Raw genomic sequence first — 17,739 nt, forward strand, 5'->3', positions numbered from 1 at the left:
TACGCTGTCATTTTGCTACCATAAGAAAGCAAATAAGTGTTTATGAGTACATCCCAGCCAACAATTAGTATCATTATTCCGGTATTGAATAAGGCAAATTATATTAAGAAGGTGCTACTGGCAATAGCAAAAAATGCAGGTTCAAATCGCATTAAAGAAATACTTGTTATCGACGGTGGCAGTACCGACCAAACACCTATTAATGCTCGCGAATATGGCGCTACTGTCATCAACAGCAAAAAAGGCAGGGCAGTTCAAATGAATGTTGGCGCCACAAAGGCCACTGGGGAAATTCTTTATTTCTTACATGTAGATTCTTTGCCTCCTAAAAATTTTGACCTAGCAATTTTTCAAGCTTTTGAAGATGGTCATGAAGTCGGTTGTTTTCAAATGCGTTTTAATAGTGACAGCCGCTTTCTGAAATTTTTTGCTTGGTGTACCAGAATCAACCATCAGATTTGTCGTGGTGGTGACCAATCCATGTTTATCACCAATAAAGTATTTCATGAAAACAATGGGTTTAATGAAAATTATATCATTTATGAGGATAACGAATTTATTGGGCGCATATATAAGTTAAAGCCTTTCAAGATTATACCCTCAGCTGTAACAACTTCTGCTCGTCGCTATGAAGAGCGCGGAATGGTTATGCTGCAATGGCATTTCGGGATGATTCATCTAAAGTATTATATGGGTGCAGAACCCCACGAGCTTCATCAATATTACCTAAGGTATATAGCACTATAATATTTACTTTTCTTCAAAATCTAACAAAACTCCTTCGCTTATCCATTTTGCCAGTGCTTGGCGATTATCTGGGTCCACAATTCTAACTTGATCCTTAGCATTACGAATATTCCCTATTTCAATAAACGTCATTGCGGGGTGCGTTTTCTTAACCAGATAAAGTGAAGTTCTATCTTCAAAAGTACCCGCATAACTTCTATTAGGTTGATATTTTTTATACTTGGCTTCAAAAGTTTTATGAATGCTCTCCGCTAACTTTTTACCATTTTTACTGTGTTCATGATGATAAAAGAACACATCAATGTTTTGGCCTACACTTCTACTATCTACATGTGTAACTATTAAACGCTGGTACTTTCCTTTATTCGACTTATAAAGATCGTTTACGATTTCTACACGCTGCTTTAATCTTGCTACTTGATTTAAAGGAATGGTTTTATTTGGGTAAGCAACCTCATCGTAGTCAATTTCTAAAATATGTTCATCTCTAATTCCGTCATTTTCATCTTGAATAATAATATAGACCATTGCCCCATGAGCCAATAATTCTTTCGCTAAGCGTAACGTTATATCGTACGCATATTCATCTTCTGATATGGTTTTACCAGCATAAATGCCCATGGCACCAGGATCAGGACCACCGTGACCTGAAACCAAATAATAGATATTGCCTTTTAGCCGTTCGCTTTTGTCTATTACCGTCTTATGCTTCTCCCCGAAAATAGCATAACTAGCACTTTCTAATTTTTTTACTTCGGTAGATTGCTTTTGTATGGAGTCTACAATGGGCACTGTAACCAACGCCGCCTTTGGTATTACATAAGTTCTACCTGCAATTAAGTGTACACTATCACGTAAATCATGATTGTTTAAGGATACAAATTCCTCAAAAACCTCATAAGGATTGAACCCCTGTTTTCTTAAAAGCGAAAGTATACCATCGCCGGGCTCAGCTGTAACGGTCTTCAACGAATCCTGACCTATTGCCGCCTGTGAGATAAAAATCAATAAAATAAAATACCTAAGCATAATTAAAAGGAAACAAAATTTGTGCCATTTTTCTAAAATGGTAATGGCTTACAAAATTGGAATTATTCCCTGTACTTTCTGTAATTTATACTGATTATTTCTAACGAAAGTTTATTCTGAAATAAAAACCTGTTATCATTCACCCGTATGACCTACTATAGTTAACAAACAATTTCTCTTACTAAAATGTAAAAAAATTACTTCTTCGAATTCAATGTCCAATCATATGGATAATAACTTATGTTAGCATTACTTAGTAATTTCGAGTCTCGAAATTCATTAATAAAGGTGACAATACCACCGGCTTTATCAAAATCACCTTTATACCATTCAAAAATCTGAGAAACTTTTACGCTAACACCTTCAACACGAATAAAATCTGTATTATTCAAAGCCAATACGGTCTGTCTTTGTAGCTGAGCATTTATTTTTTCTGGCGTGTAGGCCATATTTATAATTGGAGGACACCCTAAACCTGCACAAACCAAAACAAAGTGAAATCTCGCTTCAGTAGGAAATTTAGCCCGTAACATTATATTTTCTATTTCATTTAGACTTAAGTTTTTTCCGCCTATTTCATGTTTAATCGTATCAAAGAAACCAGGTATATCTAAAGGCGATTTTAATGGATAATTCTTAACGATACCATCAATTACTAAAAGATTATACGCGTTTATCCAAAAGGCTTGGTACTTCTCGGTATCTGACTTTGACACCGTAACATCTTTAACTGATTGTAAAATAGATTCTAAGGTATTTGGGTTTTCTTTAATTGCGGCATATTTAACACGACCATCAACTACATTAGTTTTTAAAAAGCTATTTGTCTTATTAAAAAAACCAGTTAATTCTTGTGCAGATAGGTTCGTAACTATCATAAAGAAAAACAAGGTCCGTATTATAATCCGTTTCATATAATCTTAAATTTATTATCGTTATCGAGTTACTGTAGGTCGTTCATTTTGTAATAACCATACACTTTTAAAACTTTTTTTACTTTTTTATATCAACCTTCAATTTAATTATAGATTGATATTGTGTAGACTACGATTCTTTTTTAAATGATTAAAACAGAAATTACGTTGAAAACTATCACAGATTGATCACGAGTTTATAATCTTTCTAAATAATAATGTAGCTGTTAAGTTATTACCTTTATTACCGACACAACCATCAACAAAAGCATTTTATGAATCATATTGTAATTATTGGCAATGGTATTTCTGGGGTTACGTTAGCCAGACACATTCGGAAGCTATCGGATAATAAAATCACCATTATATCTGCAGAAAGCGATTATTTTTTCTCAAGAACTGCATTGATGTATGTGTATATGGGCCACATGAAATTTAAACATACCCAACCATACGAGAACTGGTTCTGGAAAAAGAATCGAATAGATTTAGTAAATGGTTTTGTGGAAAAAGTAGAAACAGATTCAAAAAAGCTAAGCTTAAAAGACGGTTCTACTATTACTTATGACAAACTTGTAATTGCAACAGGTTCTAAACCGAATAAATTTGGCTGGCCAGGTCAAGATTTAAAAGGTGTTCAAGGTATGTATTCAAAACAAGATTTAGAACTACTTGAGAAAAACGCACCAAATAATACGGTTTGTAAGCGAGCTGTTATTGTTGGTGGCGGACTCATTGGCATTGAAATGGCCGAAATGCTGCGTTCTCGAAAAATACCGGTAACCTTTCTTGTTCGCGAAGAAAGCTTTTGGAACGGAGTCTTACCACAAGGAGAATCTGCAATGATTAATGAACATATTCTAGAACATCATATCGATTTACGATTAGATACCAACTTGAATGAAATTTTAGCGGATGAGAATGGACACGCTAGAGCGGTAGTAACCGATAAAGGCGATACTATTGAATGTACTGTAGTAGGGTTAACTGCAGGCGTGACCCCAAATATTGATTTTCTAAAGGGATCAGGCATCGAATTAGGAAGAGGTGTAAAAGTCAATCGTTTTTTAGAGACCAGCGCAAAAGACGTATACGCCATAGGCGATTGCGCCGAACAGCACGAAGGCATTGGCAGCAGAAGACCCATTGAAGCTGTTTGGTATACAGGCCGCATGATGGGGGAAGCTTTGGCCCAAACTCTTTGCGATAAACCTAGAGAATACAATCCTGGTCATTGGTTTAATTCAGCTAAATTTTTAGATATAGAATATCAAACCTACGGATGGGTTTTTAGCGAACGTAGTAAGAGTGATGACGAACATCATTTTCACTGGCGCCACCCAAAAGAAAAAATCTGTATTACCATTGCCTTTCACAAAACCACTATGAAATTTTTGGGCATCAATACTTTTGGTGTTCGTTTGCGGCATGAAATTTTTGACCAATGGCTTACCGAAAACAAAGATGTAGATCATGTAATGACCTATCTAAAAGACGCCAATTTCGACCCTGAGTTCTATAAGCTCTACGAAGAAGAAATCGTAGCCAAATACAATGCTGATTTTAATAAGAACATCAGTCAAAAGAAAAAAAGCTGGAAACGTATTTTCAGTATCGCCTAACTAAATAATAAAATAAACAACACACCTACCATGGGTAATTTTGATAGAAGTATGTCACTTGCGGGAGAACCGCCTAAAGCATTAAACACTGGCCAAAAATTGGCAGTATTAATAGGAATGACCGGCATGGGCATTCTCATATTGCAATTGTTCAATTTAAACTTGGGCAATAGTGCCTTATGGCTTTCAGTTGCTATTCTTGCCATATTTACTGGTATTATTTGGTTTTCTCAAGCTGCATACGCCCATAAACAAAAAGGGATTAAAAATGATGGCGTTTGGTTTAAGTCAATGTCCAGTCGTGGTGTTCTAGCTTGGATGGCCGGTATTGCATTAACAGGGTTTTACATTGTACTCTATTTTTATCCGCAGTATTTAGGGCTGGTAAAAGACGGTGACAACACTGGCTTAATTGCCTTGTTTGATCCTTTAAGCAAAGGGTTAAGTGGCAACCCCGCCAGTCAATGGTTTGTTTACGGTACTATGTATACTATAGCTATTTTAGCATTTGGTGTTAAATTCATCTGGAAATATCGCCATAATAAGTATGAGCAACTGAGAACGGTTAGCGTTATGTTTTTTCAAACTGCATTTGCCTTTTTTATTCCAGAAATCATGGCAAGATTAAATGGAGACTTACCTTACTATGACCTTAAGAACATGTGGCCCCTTAACTATTATAACTTTGAACGTTATCGTATTAATGGCTTTATAGATTCTGGTAGTGTTGGTATGACCATGCTATTCTTTGGTATCATATCCATCTTTGTGATATCACCATTTTTAACTTACAAATACGGAAAACGTTGGTACTGTTCATGGGTATGTGGTTGTGGCGGATTGGCTGAGACTGCAGGAGATTCTTTTCGCCAGTTAAGCGACAAATCTAAATTTGCGTGGAAAGTAGAACGTTGGGTAGTACACAGTGTTGTAGTATTTGTAACCCTAATGACTACTGCTGTAATTTATTCGTATTTAGGTAACGATAGTAGTAAATATTGGCTTACTAAAACCATGTTCATTTCTGGAGTAGCTCTTATTCTAACAGCTGTTTTTGCATGGGTAATGATTTACAAAAGAGAAGAGTTAGAGAAAGATGCCAAGTATGGCGCTATTGGTTACTTTACCATTATTGCCTCTTTAGTAGCTATGCATTTTTTTAGCGACTCAGGAAATATATTCATTTTTAAAGCGGAGACTTTACGATCTACCTATAGCTTCTTAATAGGTAGTATTTTCTCTGGTGTTATTGGAACAGGATTTTACCCAATTTTAGGAAATAGAGTGTGGTGTAGATTCGGATGCCCAATGGCTGCGGTTTTAGGTTTTCAGCAACGTATGTTCTCTAAATTTAGAATTACTACCAATGGTGGTCAATGTATTTCATGTGGTAACTGTTCTACCTATTGCGAAATGGGTATTGACGTACGTGCATATGCTCAAAAAGGCGCTAACATTGTACGCTCTAGTTGTGTAGGTTGTGGTATTTGTTCTGCGGTTTGCCCAAGGGGTGTTTTAAAATTAGAAAACGGACCAGAAAAAGGACGTATCAATTCTAAAGAGATTTTATTAGGTAACGATGTTGATTTAATGGACCTAGTAAATAAAAAATAGAATTTATTTATAAACGGTACTATATATTGTAGCAACAGGACATTTTTTGTCATGTTCGTTTAAACTTTATATAAGGAAAAAACTCATGGAAGATTGGTTTTTGTCAATCTTTCATGACCTTTACATCCTATTAACACCAACTTACACCAATAATGAATCGCTTATTTATTTTCATTTTTATAGTTTCCCTTCATGTTCAAGCACAGAAGGAAGTTAATTATCCAGAAGTAATCTATGGTCCTGAAAATATACATGCCAGTTGGGTAAGTCACCCAGATATTAAAGGTGGTGAAGACACCGCCGTTTTGTTTCGTAATACGTTTGAGCTAGAAGATAACAGTGCGGATTTTATTATTAACATCTCTGCAGACAACCATTATTTTTTGTTTGTAAATGGCGTTTTTATTACTCATGGACCTCAGCTAAGCGATATTCAGCATTATAAATATGAAACCCTAAACTTAAAAGACTACCTTAAAAAGGGGAAGAATGTATTGGCCGTAAAGGTGATTAATTTTGGCAAAAGACGATTTTTAGGCATGCAGTCAATCTTCACTAGTTTAATGGTAAACGGAGTGTCAGATGATGCCAAAATCATCAACACCACAGGCTTTAAGGATAATTGGGTTAGCGTGATTGACGAATCTTATAATGCGAACGAAGTTGTTTGGCGTGGAGATAAGGAAAAGGCGATTGTAGGCGGATTCTATGCCAATAACCCAACCGATATTGTCGATATGAACGAGTATCCTACGAACTGGGAAACGACGGACTTTAATGATTCTGATTGGCAAAAGGTAGAATTTTTCGAAAATGCTAGCAGCATGGGTGGTTCCATAGCCTATTTATTAGAACCTCGTAATTTACCTTTACTTTCTTGGGATGAGGAAAGAATAGGAAGTATCGTTCGATCGTCTAAACCTATTAATACCGAGTTCCCGGTGTTGGGCGAGTTAAAAATTGCTCCTAACACAAAAACCACTTTTCTATTAGATCAACAATACGTCACCAACGGATTCCCAGAATTAGTATTCGGCAAAGGAAAATCTGCTAAAATTATTATCAAATATGCCGAGAATCTTTTTGGCTCTAATAATGAAAAAGGTGACCGTAATGATTTAGAAAACAAACAGCTTTTAGGCTATTACGATGAAATCATTTCTAACGGAGAAGATGCGCAGAAATTTATACCGAACTGGATGCGTACTTTCAGATTCATAGAATTTGAAATTGAAACTAAAGACCAAGAACTTGTTCTAAAGAAATTTGTAAACCATAGATCAAGAACCACTATTCCTTCCATTGCAAAATTTACATCAGATGATGACATGTACAATGAGATTTTTGATATCTGCAAACGCACTATTGATATCTGTACACAAGACTATTTTTTAAGTGATGCCTATTATGAGACCATGCAGTACGTTGGCGATACCAAAATACATGCGTTAATTTGGCAAGCCATGAGCGGTAATGCCGAGCATACCAAAAATGCCATTCGACAATTTGACCATTCTAGAGATTCAGATGGTAATATTCTTGGAGCTTATCCGCTTCGTTCTACATTCATTTACCCAACGTATTCGTTGGTATGGGTAGATATGATTGCCGATTACTACAAAGTATCAGGAGATAAAGAATTTATACAGACCTATAAAGCTGGTATTGTGAACACCTTGTCCGGATTCGAAAAAAACATGAACGAATTAAACCTGGTTAACAAAACTCCTTATCGCTATTTTATAGATTGGTATACTGGCCCCAATAATGGTAGCGGTACGGCAACTAAAAATGATGGTGAAAATTCTGCAGTAGTCAGTTTACATTATGTACACGCATTACAAAGTGCATCCTTATTATTCAAAGAAATTGGTGATGACCAAACTTCTTTAGAATATCAAAATCGTGCCGAAGAAATTAAAAAATCTGTATATAATCTTTGTTACGATACGGAAAAAAATATTTTTGCAGAAAGACCAGATAAAACTATTTACGATCAGCATACCAATATAATGGCCATTCTTACGAACGCTATTCCAGAAAATCAACAAAAAGCATTGCTAGCCAAAATCTTGAATGACAAAGATTTATTACAAGCCACTTACTATTATCGCTTTTACCTTTTTGAAGCAATTAAAAAAGTTGGCGCACCAGAATTATTCGATGTAGCTCAAAAACCATGGGAGAAGATGATTGAGAACCATATGACGACCACTTTAGAACGTTTTGAAAGTGTTGAGAAACCTACGCGTTCAGAAGTACATCCATGGAGTGCTTCACCTGCTTATTTCTATTTTAATTATCTGGCCGGTATTCAATCTGTAAAAAATGATTTTCAAGAAATTCGTATGGCTCCTGCATTTGGTATACTTAAATCAATGGAAGGCGTATTACCTACACCTAAAGGAACTATAGAATTTCAACTTAAAAAAACAAAAAGTAAACTTATAGCTGAAATAACCATACCTGATTCGATGACAGGAAATCTATTTTGGCAAGGAACTAAAATTCCTCTGAAAAAAGGAAAAAACACATTAAGCATAAAGAACAACTAGTGGATTCAACGATTATTATGATCCCAGTTCACAGAGATTCTTTGGCTAAAAAAAATATCCGATCTTTGGCAACAGAAATTGGTGCCAGTTTTAACTGGTTAAACAAATGAACATGAAGTTATTAAAATTCGTTTATGCCATTCTTATCAGCTTTGTCTTGTTAGCTTTTACAAGTTCAGAAGACAAACGTTATGAACGAACCTATTTTGATGATGGTACTTTAGCCAGCGAAGGGTGGATGCGTTTTAATGTTAAAACTGATTACTGGACTTTCTACCACTCGAACAGTAAAATAGCTGAAAAAGGCTATTTTGCTTATGGTAAAAAAGAAAAGTATTGGTTTTTCTATGATGAAAACAGAGTACGCACCAAAGAAGGAAAGTTTGTTAAAAACGAACAAATTGGTTGGTGGTTGTTTTACGACCAAAAAGGACGAATTAATCACAAATGCCAATTAACACAAGGTGTTAAAGATGGTTATTGTTTAAAATATAAAGACTCAAAATTGATATCTGCCGAAAAATATAAAAAGGGTGAAAAAATTAAGGAATGGTCAACATTCAAGGCTTTTACCCATGAGAACAGTTTATCCGATTTAAAATAATGGCCGATATTAAAGTAATTATTCCGGCTTTTAACGAAGCAGATTCTATTGCGCATGTTATCAATGAGCTTCCGAAATCAGTTTCTGAGGTAATAGTTGTTAACAACAATTCCACTGATGATACTGTAAAAAATGCCGAAGCAGCAGGGGCTACGGTTCTTACCGAGACCAATAAAGGGTATGGTTATGCTTGCCTTCGTGGTTTAGAATACGTTGCATCGAAATCCAAACACCCAGATATTATCGTATTTATCGATGGAGACTATTCTGATTATCCTGAAGAGTTAGATAAGGTGGTCGCTCCTATTTTAGAAAATAATATTGATTTTGTAGTTGGGGCCAGAAGAAAAAGTTTGCGTGAAGAAGGTTCAATGACTCCGCAACAAGTATTTGGCAATTGGTTGGCGACATTTTTAATGCGATTATTTTTTGGCGCAAAATTTACGGATTTAGGCCCTTTTAGAGCTATTAAATACGAAAAGCTCAAAGAATTGAACATGGAAGACAAAACCTATGGGTGGACAGTCGAAATGCAATTGAAAATTCTAAAGAAAAAAATGACATATACCGAAGTACCAGTACGTTACAAACGACGAATAGGTATCTCAAAAGTATCAGGAACCGTAAAAGGTAGTATATTTGCAGGCATAAAAATTTTGGGGTGGATCTTCAAATACAGCATTAAATAATATGGCATTAGCACTAGCGTATTTTATCATCGTAATTTATAGTATTTCATTACTATTGATTTTCTTTTATAGCTTGGCGCAGCTAAATCTATTATTCAATTATTTGTCTCAAAAAAGACAGAACCAAACGGCTCCTAAATTTAATCTTCTAGACCCAAAAGAAATTCCTTTTGTTACTATTCAACTTCCTGTTTTTAATGAGGAGTATGTGATGGATCGTTTATTAGAGAATATCGCCAAAATAGAATACCCAAAAAGCAAGTTAGAAATTCAGGTTTTAGATGACTCAACCGATGAAACGGTTATCACCACTGCGGCTAGTGTAGCTAAATTGCAGGAGACTGGTTTAGACATTCAACATATCACAAGAACGGATAGATCTGGTTTTAAAGCGGGCGCTTTAAAAGAAGGACTTAAAATAGCTAAAGGTGAATTTATTGCCATTTTCGATGCTGATTTTTTACCGGCATCCGATTGGTTGAAAAAAACCGTCATTTATTTTAAAGATGAAGAAATTGGTGTGGTACAGACTCGTTGGGGTCATTTAAACCGCGACTATTCAACATTGACAAAAATACAGGCCTTTGCCCTAGACGCTCACTTTACATTAGAACAAGTAGGCCGTAACAGCAAAGGACATTTCATCAATTTTAACGGTACGGCAGGTATCTGGCGTAAAGATTGTATCATTGATGCTGGCAACTGGGAAGGCGATACACTAACTGAAGATTTAGACCTTAGCTACCGTGCTCAGTTAAAAAACTGGAAATTCAAGTATTTAGAAGATGTTGAAACACCTGCAGAGCTTCCTGTAGTAATTAGTGCTGCTCGTTCACAACAATTTCGCTGGAACAAAGGTGGTGCTGAAAATTTCAGAAAAACAGTTTGGAGTGTTGTTACCGCCAAAAACATACCTTTTAAAACTAAGTTTCATGGCGTAATGCACTTATTGAACAGCTCTATGTTTTTATGCGTATTCTTGGTAGCCTTGTTAAGTATACCAGCATTATACATAAAGAATACCTACGGTCATTTAGACTGGGTATTTTCTTTATTAAGTTTGTTTACCGTAAGTACTATTATCTTGTTCGTTTGTTATTGGTTCACCTATAAGAGCATACAAGGCAGTGGTTTTGACAATTTTGTAGATTATATTAGAATATTCTTCACATTCTTCTCAGTTGCCTTAGGCTTTTCTTTACACAATACTATTGCCGTTATAGAAGGCCATATGGGAAAAAGAAGTGAATTTGTTCGTACACCTAAATTCAATATCAGCGCATTAAAGAACAACTGGAAAGACAATAAGTACTTAGCTAAAAAATTGTCTCCTAATATGATTTTAGAATTTGCTTTAATGATTTATTTCATGTTTGGCATGTATAGCGCCATACCCTTAAATGATTTTGGATTATTCCCTTTTCATTTTATGTTATTCTTAGGCTTTGGGTTTGTATTCTTTAAATCATTAACCTCAAGGGCATAAATTTCACAAGTAAAATATTTTAAAAAAAGGATAGCTATTGGCTATCCTTTTTCTGTTTTTAAGACCTTTTTAAAAGTCTTGAATGTATGTCAATTTCAAGATTATCTATACTAGTTCTCCGTACTCCTAAAAATGGTATATAGTTACTAGTAACTATATACGCCAGTATATGGGAAATATAGTAACTTGTTGTTATATACAATTGTTGGCAACCATTAAATGAAACATTACGCAGGAAAAACTTTAGACTACTTTTGGATTGAATTTAGGTCAACTGAATTTGATTTAATTTCTTTGGTTGAGCAATTACCAAATCTATTAATTGGAAAATATCTTGCAATAATATGCTTTGATGGTGGAACTTTTATTCCAACAGATGAAGAAAAATTAAGAGGTTGGAATAAGTTAAACGACGTGAGTTTTTCACCAATCTTGACAAAAGAAGAGCTAAGTGGTCCAATATTTGAAACTCAAGACCAATGGTGTTTGTTTGAGAATAAAACTGAAATTAAATCTATGACTGACTATGTTAATTATGGTATGTTTACCTTAAAAGATAGAAATTCTGAATTAATGACTATTGACCCAACTTGGGACAAATCAGCTCTCAACGAAGAAATAAATCACACTGAAAAATTTCAAAGAAAATTCTGGTTGGAATTGATAAAACTTAATCCTTATAATCTTATTCTCAATGGAGATAATTTTATTTATTGTACGAAAAACGAAAAAGAAATTGAACAAATAATAACGGTTGCCAACACCGTGTATAATTAATTGCTGCATTGAGCTTACTTGCGAATATTCCTGCGGAATATTCACGGGTTCGTAAATGTTTGCTAACTTAGTTGCTTAACCACGCAACTAACCATACACAATAACGTTGTAAGCAATTTGAGAAAAATCCCGAATGAAAAGAAAAACTATTCTTTCAAAGAAAATTATTAGAGGAATAAATCAAGAAATTAATAACTCTAGTTCAAAACTAGATTTAGATTTAGATTTACTAAAACAGGAAAAGTATTATAATTATGCAATTGAAGAATGGTATGGACCTGAATTTAAGATTAAAGGAAGATTAAGAAAAATAATTATTCAAACTTTATTAGAAACATATTTTGAATGGAAAAAAGAACTTGACAAATTAAATAAAGACTATTACTTAGCTATTTGGCTTTATAATCCGAGAATGCTAAAATCAGAAGTTGTTTGTGCTATAGAAGAAAAGATTAGTTATTATGAAAATGAATGTTTTTTAACTTCGGAAAAGAAATCAAATTTTGGTTTTAATCAATTTGGAGAATTATCAACTGAATTACAAAAGCTTACTTGGGAGAAAAAAATTGATATGGATTCTTTTCACGAATGGGAAATAAATTGGCCAAAAGAACAATATGAAATTGAAAAGGAATATTATAAAGACCAAAAATTTTATAAAAAACTAATTCAGGAAAAATTTCACGTAGTTGAAAAAGAAAACGAGAAAATTTATTTCCACCCGAAAGGAGATATTTGGATTGGGAAACCGAAATAAAAACTGCTTACAACACCGTATAAAAATAATTGCGGTTTAGTGCTTAACCAAAGGTCGTTGCGTGTTTGTAACGTCTGATTTTCCTTCGGAAAATCCTCGCATACAAACCCGCAACTATTCTTATACATAAACGTTACCTGCAAGCTGAAAAGCCAACCGCACAGTCAAGCACATTTCATTTTTTTCGTGCCTCAAAAAATAAAAAGAGCTTGCCTTTTCATTCCACCACCCGAATTGGAAATCACGAAATATTTATTATATTTGTCAAATACTGACAAGTCTAAATATTCAAGTCAAATGAAACAATCTTTCGGAGAATACATCAGACATTTACGAACAAAAAATGAACTTACTTTAACGCAACTCGGAGCAAAACTTGATTTGGATTCTGCGAATTTGAGTAAAATTGAAAACGGAAAAAGAGATTTTGACGAAAAACGTTTAACTCTACTTGCCCAAGTTTTTAATTTGGATTTGGAAGAATTAAAAACAGAATTTTTTGGCGACTTATTTGCTAAAAAACTTTATGAAAGTAGTTCTTCGACAGACGCACTTGTTGTTGCGGAAAAAAAAGTTAAATACCTACGTCAGATTAATGCTAAACAAGAAAGTCTTAAACTCTAAAATATGCCAAACAGTATAAACAAATACCTAAACAAAGTAATTCAAGGCGATTGCCTCGAAGAAATGAAGGAAATTCCAAGTAAAAGTATAGATATGATTTTATGCGATTTACCTTATGGAACAACTCAAAATAAATGGGATTCAGTTATAGACCTTGATAAACTTTGGACTGAATATTATAGAATAATTAAAGACAACGGAGCAATTGTACTTACTTCTCAGGGTGTTTTTACTGCAAAACTAATATTGAGCAATGAAAAGCATTTCAAGTATAAAATTGTTTGGATAAAATCTAAAGCAACAAATTTCTTGAATGCTAAAAAACAACCGTTGAGAAAACACGAAGATATTTGCGTTTTTTATAAAAAACAACCAAACTACAATCCTCAAATGACAGAAGGAGAAGCTTATGATAAAGGATTCCGAAAAGACCAACTCACAGGTAGTTACGGAGACTTTAAATCAAATCACGTAAAAAGTAATGGAAATAGATATCCAACAGATGTGATTGCATATGAAGAACAAACTATTGAAGATTTTGTCTATGTTAAAACAGCTGAATCTGAAGGAACAGTATATCATCCAACTCAAAAGCCAATTGAGTTAGGAAGATATTTAATTAGAACTTTTACCAAGCCTGGAGATGTCATTCTTGATAATGCTTGTGGTAGTGGTAGTTTCTTGCTTTCTGCCATCCTTGAAAATAGAAATTTCATTGGAATAGAGAAAAATGAAGATGTACTTCTACATAAAGTTAAAGAGGTAGATTATATTAAAATTTGCACAGATAGAATTCAAGAAACATTAAAGAGAAAAGAAGTAGAAAAATCTACTTTACGTCTATTTAATGAACCAATCGCAAAATATCATACATTAAACTATAACACTAAAGTACTCAATGGCGAAAGTTACGTATAACGAAAGAAGTTGGGCTATTGATGTTATCAGTTCAATCGAAGTTTTCTTGGCAAATAAGAGCTGGCATTTTAAAGGAGCTGGTGGAGAAAGTACTATAAGCAATAACAAGAAAAGTCTATTTCCCGATGTATTGTTATTTAAAGATCTTACTAAAGATATAATTGTACAGGGTTGGGAATTAAAAATGCCTGATACTCAAATAAACGATGCAGAACTAATAAGCAATGCAATAAAAAAGGCAAAAATATTAAAAAGAGATAGTTTCATTTTATGGAATGTAAAAAGTGCAGTTTTATATATAAGAAATGGCGAAACCTTTGAAATTCACAAAAGTTGGAATGATATAAACATCAATTCTCGCATTGAAGTAAAACCTAAAGAACAACTCTGGAAAGTTTTATTGTTTGAAATTCTTGCTGACTTAAATGGTTTTTTTGAATCTGGTGAAATTACAGAAGTCACTTCTCAAGAAATTTTATCTATTGATGAAGTAATTGATGTTGTATTAGAAAACACCAATAATACTGCTGAAACACTAAGAGCAAAAGCAAGAACTACTCGGCAATTAGATGCGGAAATCAATCTTTGGTGGAATTCATCTTCAAATGAATATGGTTTCGCTTCAAATCAAACCGAACATAAACTACCTACTTTGTCAATGGTAGTTTTGACAGATTGGGTTTTCAAAATAATTTTTGCTCATATATTAAAAAAGCATTTTAATGAAGCAAAAGAAATTGAGAACATTGAACGTTCAACTTCTATAGTTGATGCTATGGAAATCCTAACATCTATTTCTCAAAGATGTAATTTCTGGAATATTTTCAGTCCAAACCTCGGACAGCAATTTATTTCGCAAACAGCTTGGAACGAACTGACAGAATTAAATCACTTCCTTTCTACTGTAAATATTGAAGCTATTGAAATTGAAATTCTTCATCAATTACTTCAAAGTACAGTCGCAACAGCGAAAAGAAAGGTTGCAGGTCAATTTTCTACACCTAAAAAATTAGCAGATTTATTAACTCGCCTAACTATTGATGACAAAACAAAAATAGTAATTGACCCTTGTTGCGGAACAGGCACAATTATTATACAAGCCTATGAATTAAAGGAAGAATATGAAATAAATTCGAATGATATTCTTGATACCATTTGGGCTTCCGACAAACATTCATTTCCTATTCAACTTTCGACTTTATCAATGGCTAAACCTTCAAATATTGGAAGAATAGTCAACGTTTTTGGCTCTGATGTAATTGAACTCAACCAAGGAGACACAATAGAGTTTCAAAATCCAAATAATGGAGAAATAGTAGAAAAGGAATTCCCAACAGTAGATTATGTTGTTTCAAATTTACCATTCATTAAGAGTAAGGAAATGAAAGTTTTGAATCCACATATAGTGGATATTAACGATTGGATAAAAGAAGAAGCTGAGACAACAGAAACATTAAGTGGTAAAAGCGATATTTTTGCATACATCCCTTTTTATCTTCATCAATTCTTATCTGAGAATGGTAAAATTGGACTTATATTATCAAATGCTTGGTTGGGAACTGATTATGGCGAAAAATTTTTAGAGCTTTTTCAAAAATTCTTCAAAATAGAATTAGTAGTAATCTCTGGAAAGGGAAAATGGTTTGATAATGCAGATGTTGTTACAACAATATTAGTTGCTTCAAAAAAAGACCCAAAAATACCTACCATAGATGTTAGTGAAATCTCATTTTGTACGTTACAAGAAAAGCTAGAAGAAATTGATGACATAAAAACATTGAGCGACAACATAATTGTCAATACTGAATCTGAAAATTTAATTATAAATAGATATTCTCTTGCACAAATAAATTCTTTTGAAGATTTTGGAATTCCTTGGTCAGGCTATTTTTCTAATCTTAGTTGGGTTGCTAATGTTAGAGACCGATTTATCAACACAAGCGATATTTTCCATTTCACACGAGGAGAAAGACGTGGATGGAATCCTATGTTTTATCCTGCGTCAGGACACAATATCGAGCAAGAATATATCAAGCCAGTCCTTAAACATTTGAGAGATACTACAAATTTAGAATGCGTTTCAAATGCAGAAGCTTTTTGTTGTTCTAGAAGTATTGAAGAACTAGAAAATTTGGGACACAATGGAGCGATAGCTTGGATTAATTCATTTGAAAACCAACGAAATGGAACTAACAGACCTTTACCTGAGGTTTTAGCAAAACCAAATATGCATTGGTATGAAATGTCAACCGAAAATATGGCTGACTTTGTAGCTAATGTAAATTATGATAAGAGTCTGTTCATTGCCAAATTTGAAAACCGCTCATTTATCGACCAAAGAATGATAGGCTTTTCAGTAAAAGACAATTATCAACAAGAAAATAAAACATTATACTTAGCACTTCTAAACAGTACTGTAAGTCTATTTTTGATTGAAAGTTTTGGATTTGGTCGTGGTTTAGGAGCATTAGATTTAAGAGCGACTAAATTTGAAAGAGACTTTAAAATTTTGAATCCTAACATTCTTACAGATGACCAAAAGTTACAGATTGTAGAATTGTTTAGACCAATTATGCAACGTAACAGATTACCGCTTGTACAGGAATTAGAATCAGAAGACAGAATTACTTTTGAGAATACTTTAATGGAAATCTATGGAGTTTCTGAATATTATGAACCAATTAAGAATTCTTTAAAGCAATTATATCGAATTCGTTTTGCAGTAAAAGACTAGAATATGGCATACGAAGAAATACCAGATATAACCTTAAAAATGATTATAAACGCTGGAATTATTAAAATCGGAACTAAGGTCTATTCATCACCGAATAATGAAATAATTGGCACTCTAGATAAAGAAGGAGCAATAACATTTGAAATTGATAATGAAATGAAAACTTTTCCATTTCCTAGTGGAGCTGGAAGAGCAATAACGAAAACAAGTATAAACGGTTGGAAATATTGGCGAATTTTAGACAATGGAATTTATAATGAATTGACTTATTACAAGGAAAAATATAAACAGACTGAAACCCAACGCTAAAAGCCATACACATTTGCAATTCGCTTCAGCCAACACACAAACCAAAAATTGCAAAAGAGTATGTCTTTGCCAACGCTAGCAAGTTTGCGGAAAAAAGCCAGTAGGTAACAACGTGTATAAAACATAGCTATTATAGGCTTTCCGAGAGTTTTTTGCTTATTTACAAAGTGCGCCAAATTTTTAATTTGGTTATATTTAGAAAGGAAAATTAAACATAAAAATTAAAAATTCGGCTCGTGCTAATCCGAAAATATAGTGTTTTTTAACACGCTACATTTCATACACAAGACCGTTAGCAGTAATATTGACCCGTCCTGAAATATGTATACAAAACACTTCAAGTATATGTATAAAAATGAT

Annotated in this window: 15 protein-coding genes; 13 read left to right on the top strand and 2 right to left on the bottom strand. The window is 33.7% G+C overall.

Annotated features, from left to right (window positions below):
* Positions 1 to 42 precede the first annotated feature (42 nt).
* Positions 43 to 747 carry a TIGR04283 family arsenosugar biosynthesis glycosyltransferase gene (locus AAC084_RS16705; RefSeq protein WP_339841361.1) on the top strand — a complete coding sequence of 235 codons (705 nt, stop codon included), beginning with the start codon at positions 43 to 45 and terminating at the stop codon, positions 745 to 747.
* Positions 748 to 750: 3 nt separating this feature from the next.
* Here the strand turns inward: AAC084_RS16705 and AAC084_RS16710 are convergent, their stop codons facing one another.
* Together AAC084_RS16710 and AAC084_RS16715 are read right to left on the bottom strand one after the other, a co-directional pair.
* Positions 751 to 1,776 (bottom strand): N-acetylmuramoyl-L-alanine amidase, encoded by a 1,026-nt coding sequence (locus AAC084_RS16710; protein ID WP_339841362.1) that lies wholly within the window; start codon positions 1,774 to 1,776, stop codon positions 751 to 753.
* A gap of 197 nt (positions 1,777 to 1,973) precedes the next feature.
* A complete protein-coding gene (locus AAC084_RS16715; RefSeq protein ID WP_339841363.1) occupies positions 1,974 to 2,690 on the bottom strand; it encodes a DUF547 domain-containing protein in 717 nt (238 codons plus the stop codon).
* A gap of 275 nt (positions 2,691 to 2,965) precedes the next feature.
* Here AAC084_RS16715 and AAC084_RS16720 point away from each other — a divergent pair, with 275 nt between their 5' ends.
* The 12 genes from AAC084_RS16720 (at position 2,966) to AAC084_RS16775 (ending at position 17,379) form a co-directional block, all read left to right on the top strand.
* Positions 2,966 to 4,312 (top strand): FAD/NAD(P)-binding oxidoreductase, encoded by a 1,347-nt coding sequence (locus tag AAC084_RS16720; RefSeq protein WP_339841365.1) that lies wholly within the window; start codon positions 2,966 to 2,968, stop codon positions 4,310 to 4,312.
* Between the two features lie 30 nt (positions 4,313 to 4,342).
* Positions 4,343 to 5,926, top strand: a complete 1,584-nt coding sequence (locus AAC084_RS16725) for a 4Fe-4S dicluster domain-containing protein (protein WP_339841366.1) — start codon at positions 4,343 to 4,345, stop codon at positions 5,924 to 5,926.
* Positions 5,927 to 6,078: 152 nt separating this feature from the next.
* Entirely contained in the window at positions 6,079 to 8,481 is a 2,403-nt protein-coding gene (locus AAC084_RS16730) for an alpha-L-rhamnosidase C-terminal domain-containing protein (RefSeq protein WP_339841367.1), read from the top strand.
* 112 nt (positions 8,482 to 8,593) lie between these two features.
* Complete coding sequence (locus AAC084_RS16735; protein ID WP_339841369.1) at positions 8,594 to 9,085, top strand: hypothetical protein; 492 nt, start codon at positions 8,594 to 8,596, stop codon at positions 9,083 to 9,085.
* Complete coding sequence (locus tag AAC084_RS16740) at positions 9,085 to 9,774, top strand: glycosyltransferase family 2 protein (protein WP_339841370.1); 690 nt, start codon at positions 9,085 to 9,087, stop codon at positions 9,772 to 9,774. The genes AAC084_RS16735 and AAC084_RS16740 overlap by 1 nt, the downstream gene beginning before the upstream one ends.
* Before the next feature lies 1 nt (position 9,775).
* The gene (locus AAC084_RS16745) at positions 9,776 to 11,260 is read left to right on the top strand and encodes a cellulose synthase family protein (RefSeq protein WP_339841371.1); all 1,485 of its coding nucleotides are present in this window, start codon (positions 9,776 to 9,778) and stop codon (positions 11,258 to 11,260) included.
* A 219-nt stretch (positions 11,261 to 11,479) separates the two neighbouring features.
* Positions 11,480 to 12,037, top strand: coding sequence for a hypothetical protein (locus AAC084_RS16750; RefSeq protein ID WP_339841372.1), 558 nt, complete (start codon positions 11,480 to 11,482; stop codon positions 12,035 to 12,037).
* A 133-nt stretch (positions 12,038 to 12,170) separates the two neighbouring features.
* Positions 12,171 to 12,794, top strand: a complete 624-nt coding sequence (locus AAC084_RS16755; RefSeq protein ID WP_339841373.1) for a hypothetical protein — start codon at positions 12,171 to 12,173, stop codon at positions 12,792 to 12,794.
* A gap of 297 nt (positions 12,795 to 13,091) precedes the next feature.
* Positions 13,092 to 13,418: a helix-turn-helix transcriptional regulator gene (locus tag AAC084_RS16760; protein ID WP_339841375.1), complete on the top strand. Its 327-nt coding sequence runs from the start codon at positions 13,092 to 13,094 to the stop codon at positions 13,416 to 13,418.
* Positions 13,419 to 13,421: 3 nt separating this feature from the next.
* Entirely contained in the window at positions 13,422 to 14,336 is a 915-nt protein-coding gene (locus AAC084_RS16765) for a site-specific DNA-methyltransferase (protein ID WP_339841376.1), read from the top strand.
* Positions 14,317 to 17,070, top strand: coding sequence for an N-6 DNA methylase (locus tag AAC084_RS16770; RefSeq protein ID WP_339841378.1), 2,754 nt, complete (start codon positions 14,317 to 14,319; stop codon positions 17,068 to 17,070). The genes AAC084_RS16765 and AAC084_RS16770 overlap by 20 nt, the downstream gene beginning before the upstream one ends.
* A gap of 3 nt (positions 17,071 to 17,073) precedes the next feature.
* Positions 17,074 to 17,379 (top strand): hypothetical protein, encoded by a 306-nt coding sequence (locus AAC084_RS16775; protein ID WP_339841379.1) that lies wholly within the window; start codon positions 17,074 to 17,076, stop codon positions 17,377 to 17,379.
* Positions 17,380 to 17,739: the final 360 nt, after the last annotated feature.

It is taken from the genome of uncultured Maribacter sp., from assembly GCF_963977385.1.
Lineage (GTDB): Bacteria > Bacteroidota > Bacteroidia > Flavobacteriales > Flavobacteriaceae > Maribacter.

Coding starts and splice junctions, on each gene's coding strand:
- AAC084_RS16705 (WP_339841361.1), top strand. CDS start 43: ATGAGTACATCCCAGCCAACAATTAGTATCATTATTCCGGTATTGAAT.
- AAC084_RS16710 (WP_339841362.1), bottom strand. CDS start 1,776: ATGCTTAGGTATTTTATTTTATTGATTTTTATCTCACAGGCGGCAATA.
- AAC084_RS16715 (WP_339841363.1), bottom strand. CDS start 2,690: ATGAAACGGATTATAATACGGACCTTGTTTTTCTTTATGATAGTTACG.
- AAC084_RS16720 (WP_339841365.1), top strand. CDS start 2,966: ATGAATCATATTGTAATTATTGGCAATGGTATTTCTGGGGTTACGTTA.
- AAC084_RS16725 (WP_339841366.1), top strand. CDS start 4,343: ATGGGTAATTTTGATAGAAGTATGTCACTTGCGGGAGAACCGCCTAAA.
- AAC084_RS16730 (WP_339841367.1), top strand. CDS start 6,079: ATGAATCGCTTATTTATTTTCATTTTTATAGTTTCCCTTCATGTTCAA.
- AAC084_RS16735 (WP_339841369.1), top strand. CDS start 8,594: ATGAAGTTATTAAAATTCGTTTATGCCATTCTTATCAGCTTTGTCTTG.
- AAC084_RS16740 (WP_339841370.1), top strand. CDS start 9,085: ATGGCCGATATTAAAGTAATTATTCCGGCTTTTAACGAAGCAGATTCT.
- AAC084_RS16745 (WP_339841371.1), top strand. CDS start 9,776: ATGGCATTAGCACTAGCGTATTTTATCATCGTAATTTATAGTATTTCA.
- AAC084_RS16750 (WP_339841372.1), top strand. CDS start 11,480: ATGAAACATTACGCAGGAAAAACTTTAGACTACTTTTGGATTGAATTT.
- AAC084_RS16755 (WP_339841373.1), top strand. CDS start 12,171: ATGAAAAGAAAAACTATTCTTTCAAAGAAAATTATTAGAGGAATAAAT.
- AAC084_RS16760 (WP_339841375.1), top strand. CDS start 13,092: ATGAAACAATCTTTCGGAGAATACATCAGACATTTACGAACAAAAAAT.
- AAC084_RS16765 (WP_339841376.1), top strand. CDS start 13,422: ATGCCAAACAGTATAAACAAATACCTAAACAAAGTAATTCAAGGCGAT.
- AAC084_RS16770 (WP_339841378.1), top strand. CDS start 14,317: ATGGCGAAAGTTACGTATAACGAAAGAAGTTGGGCTATTGATGTTATC.
- AAC084_RS16775 (WP_339841379.1), top strand. CDS start 17,074: ATGGCATACGAAGAAATACCAGATATAACCTTAAAAATGATTATAAAC.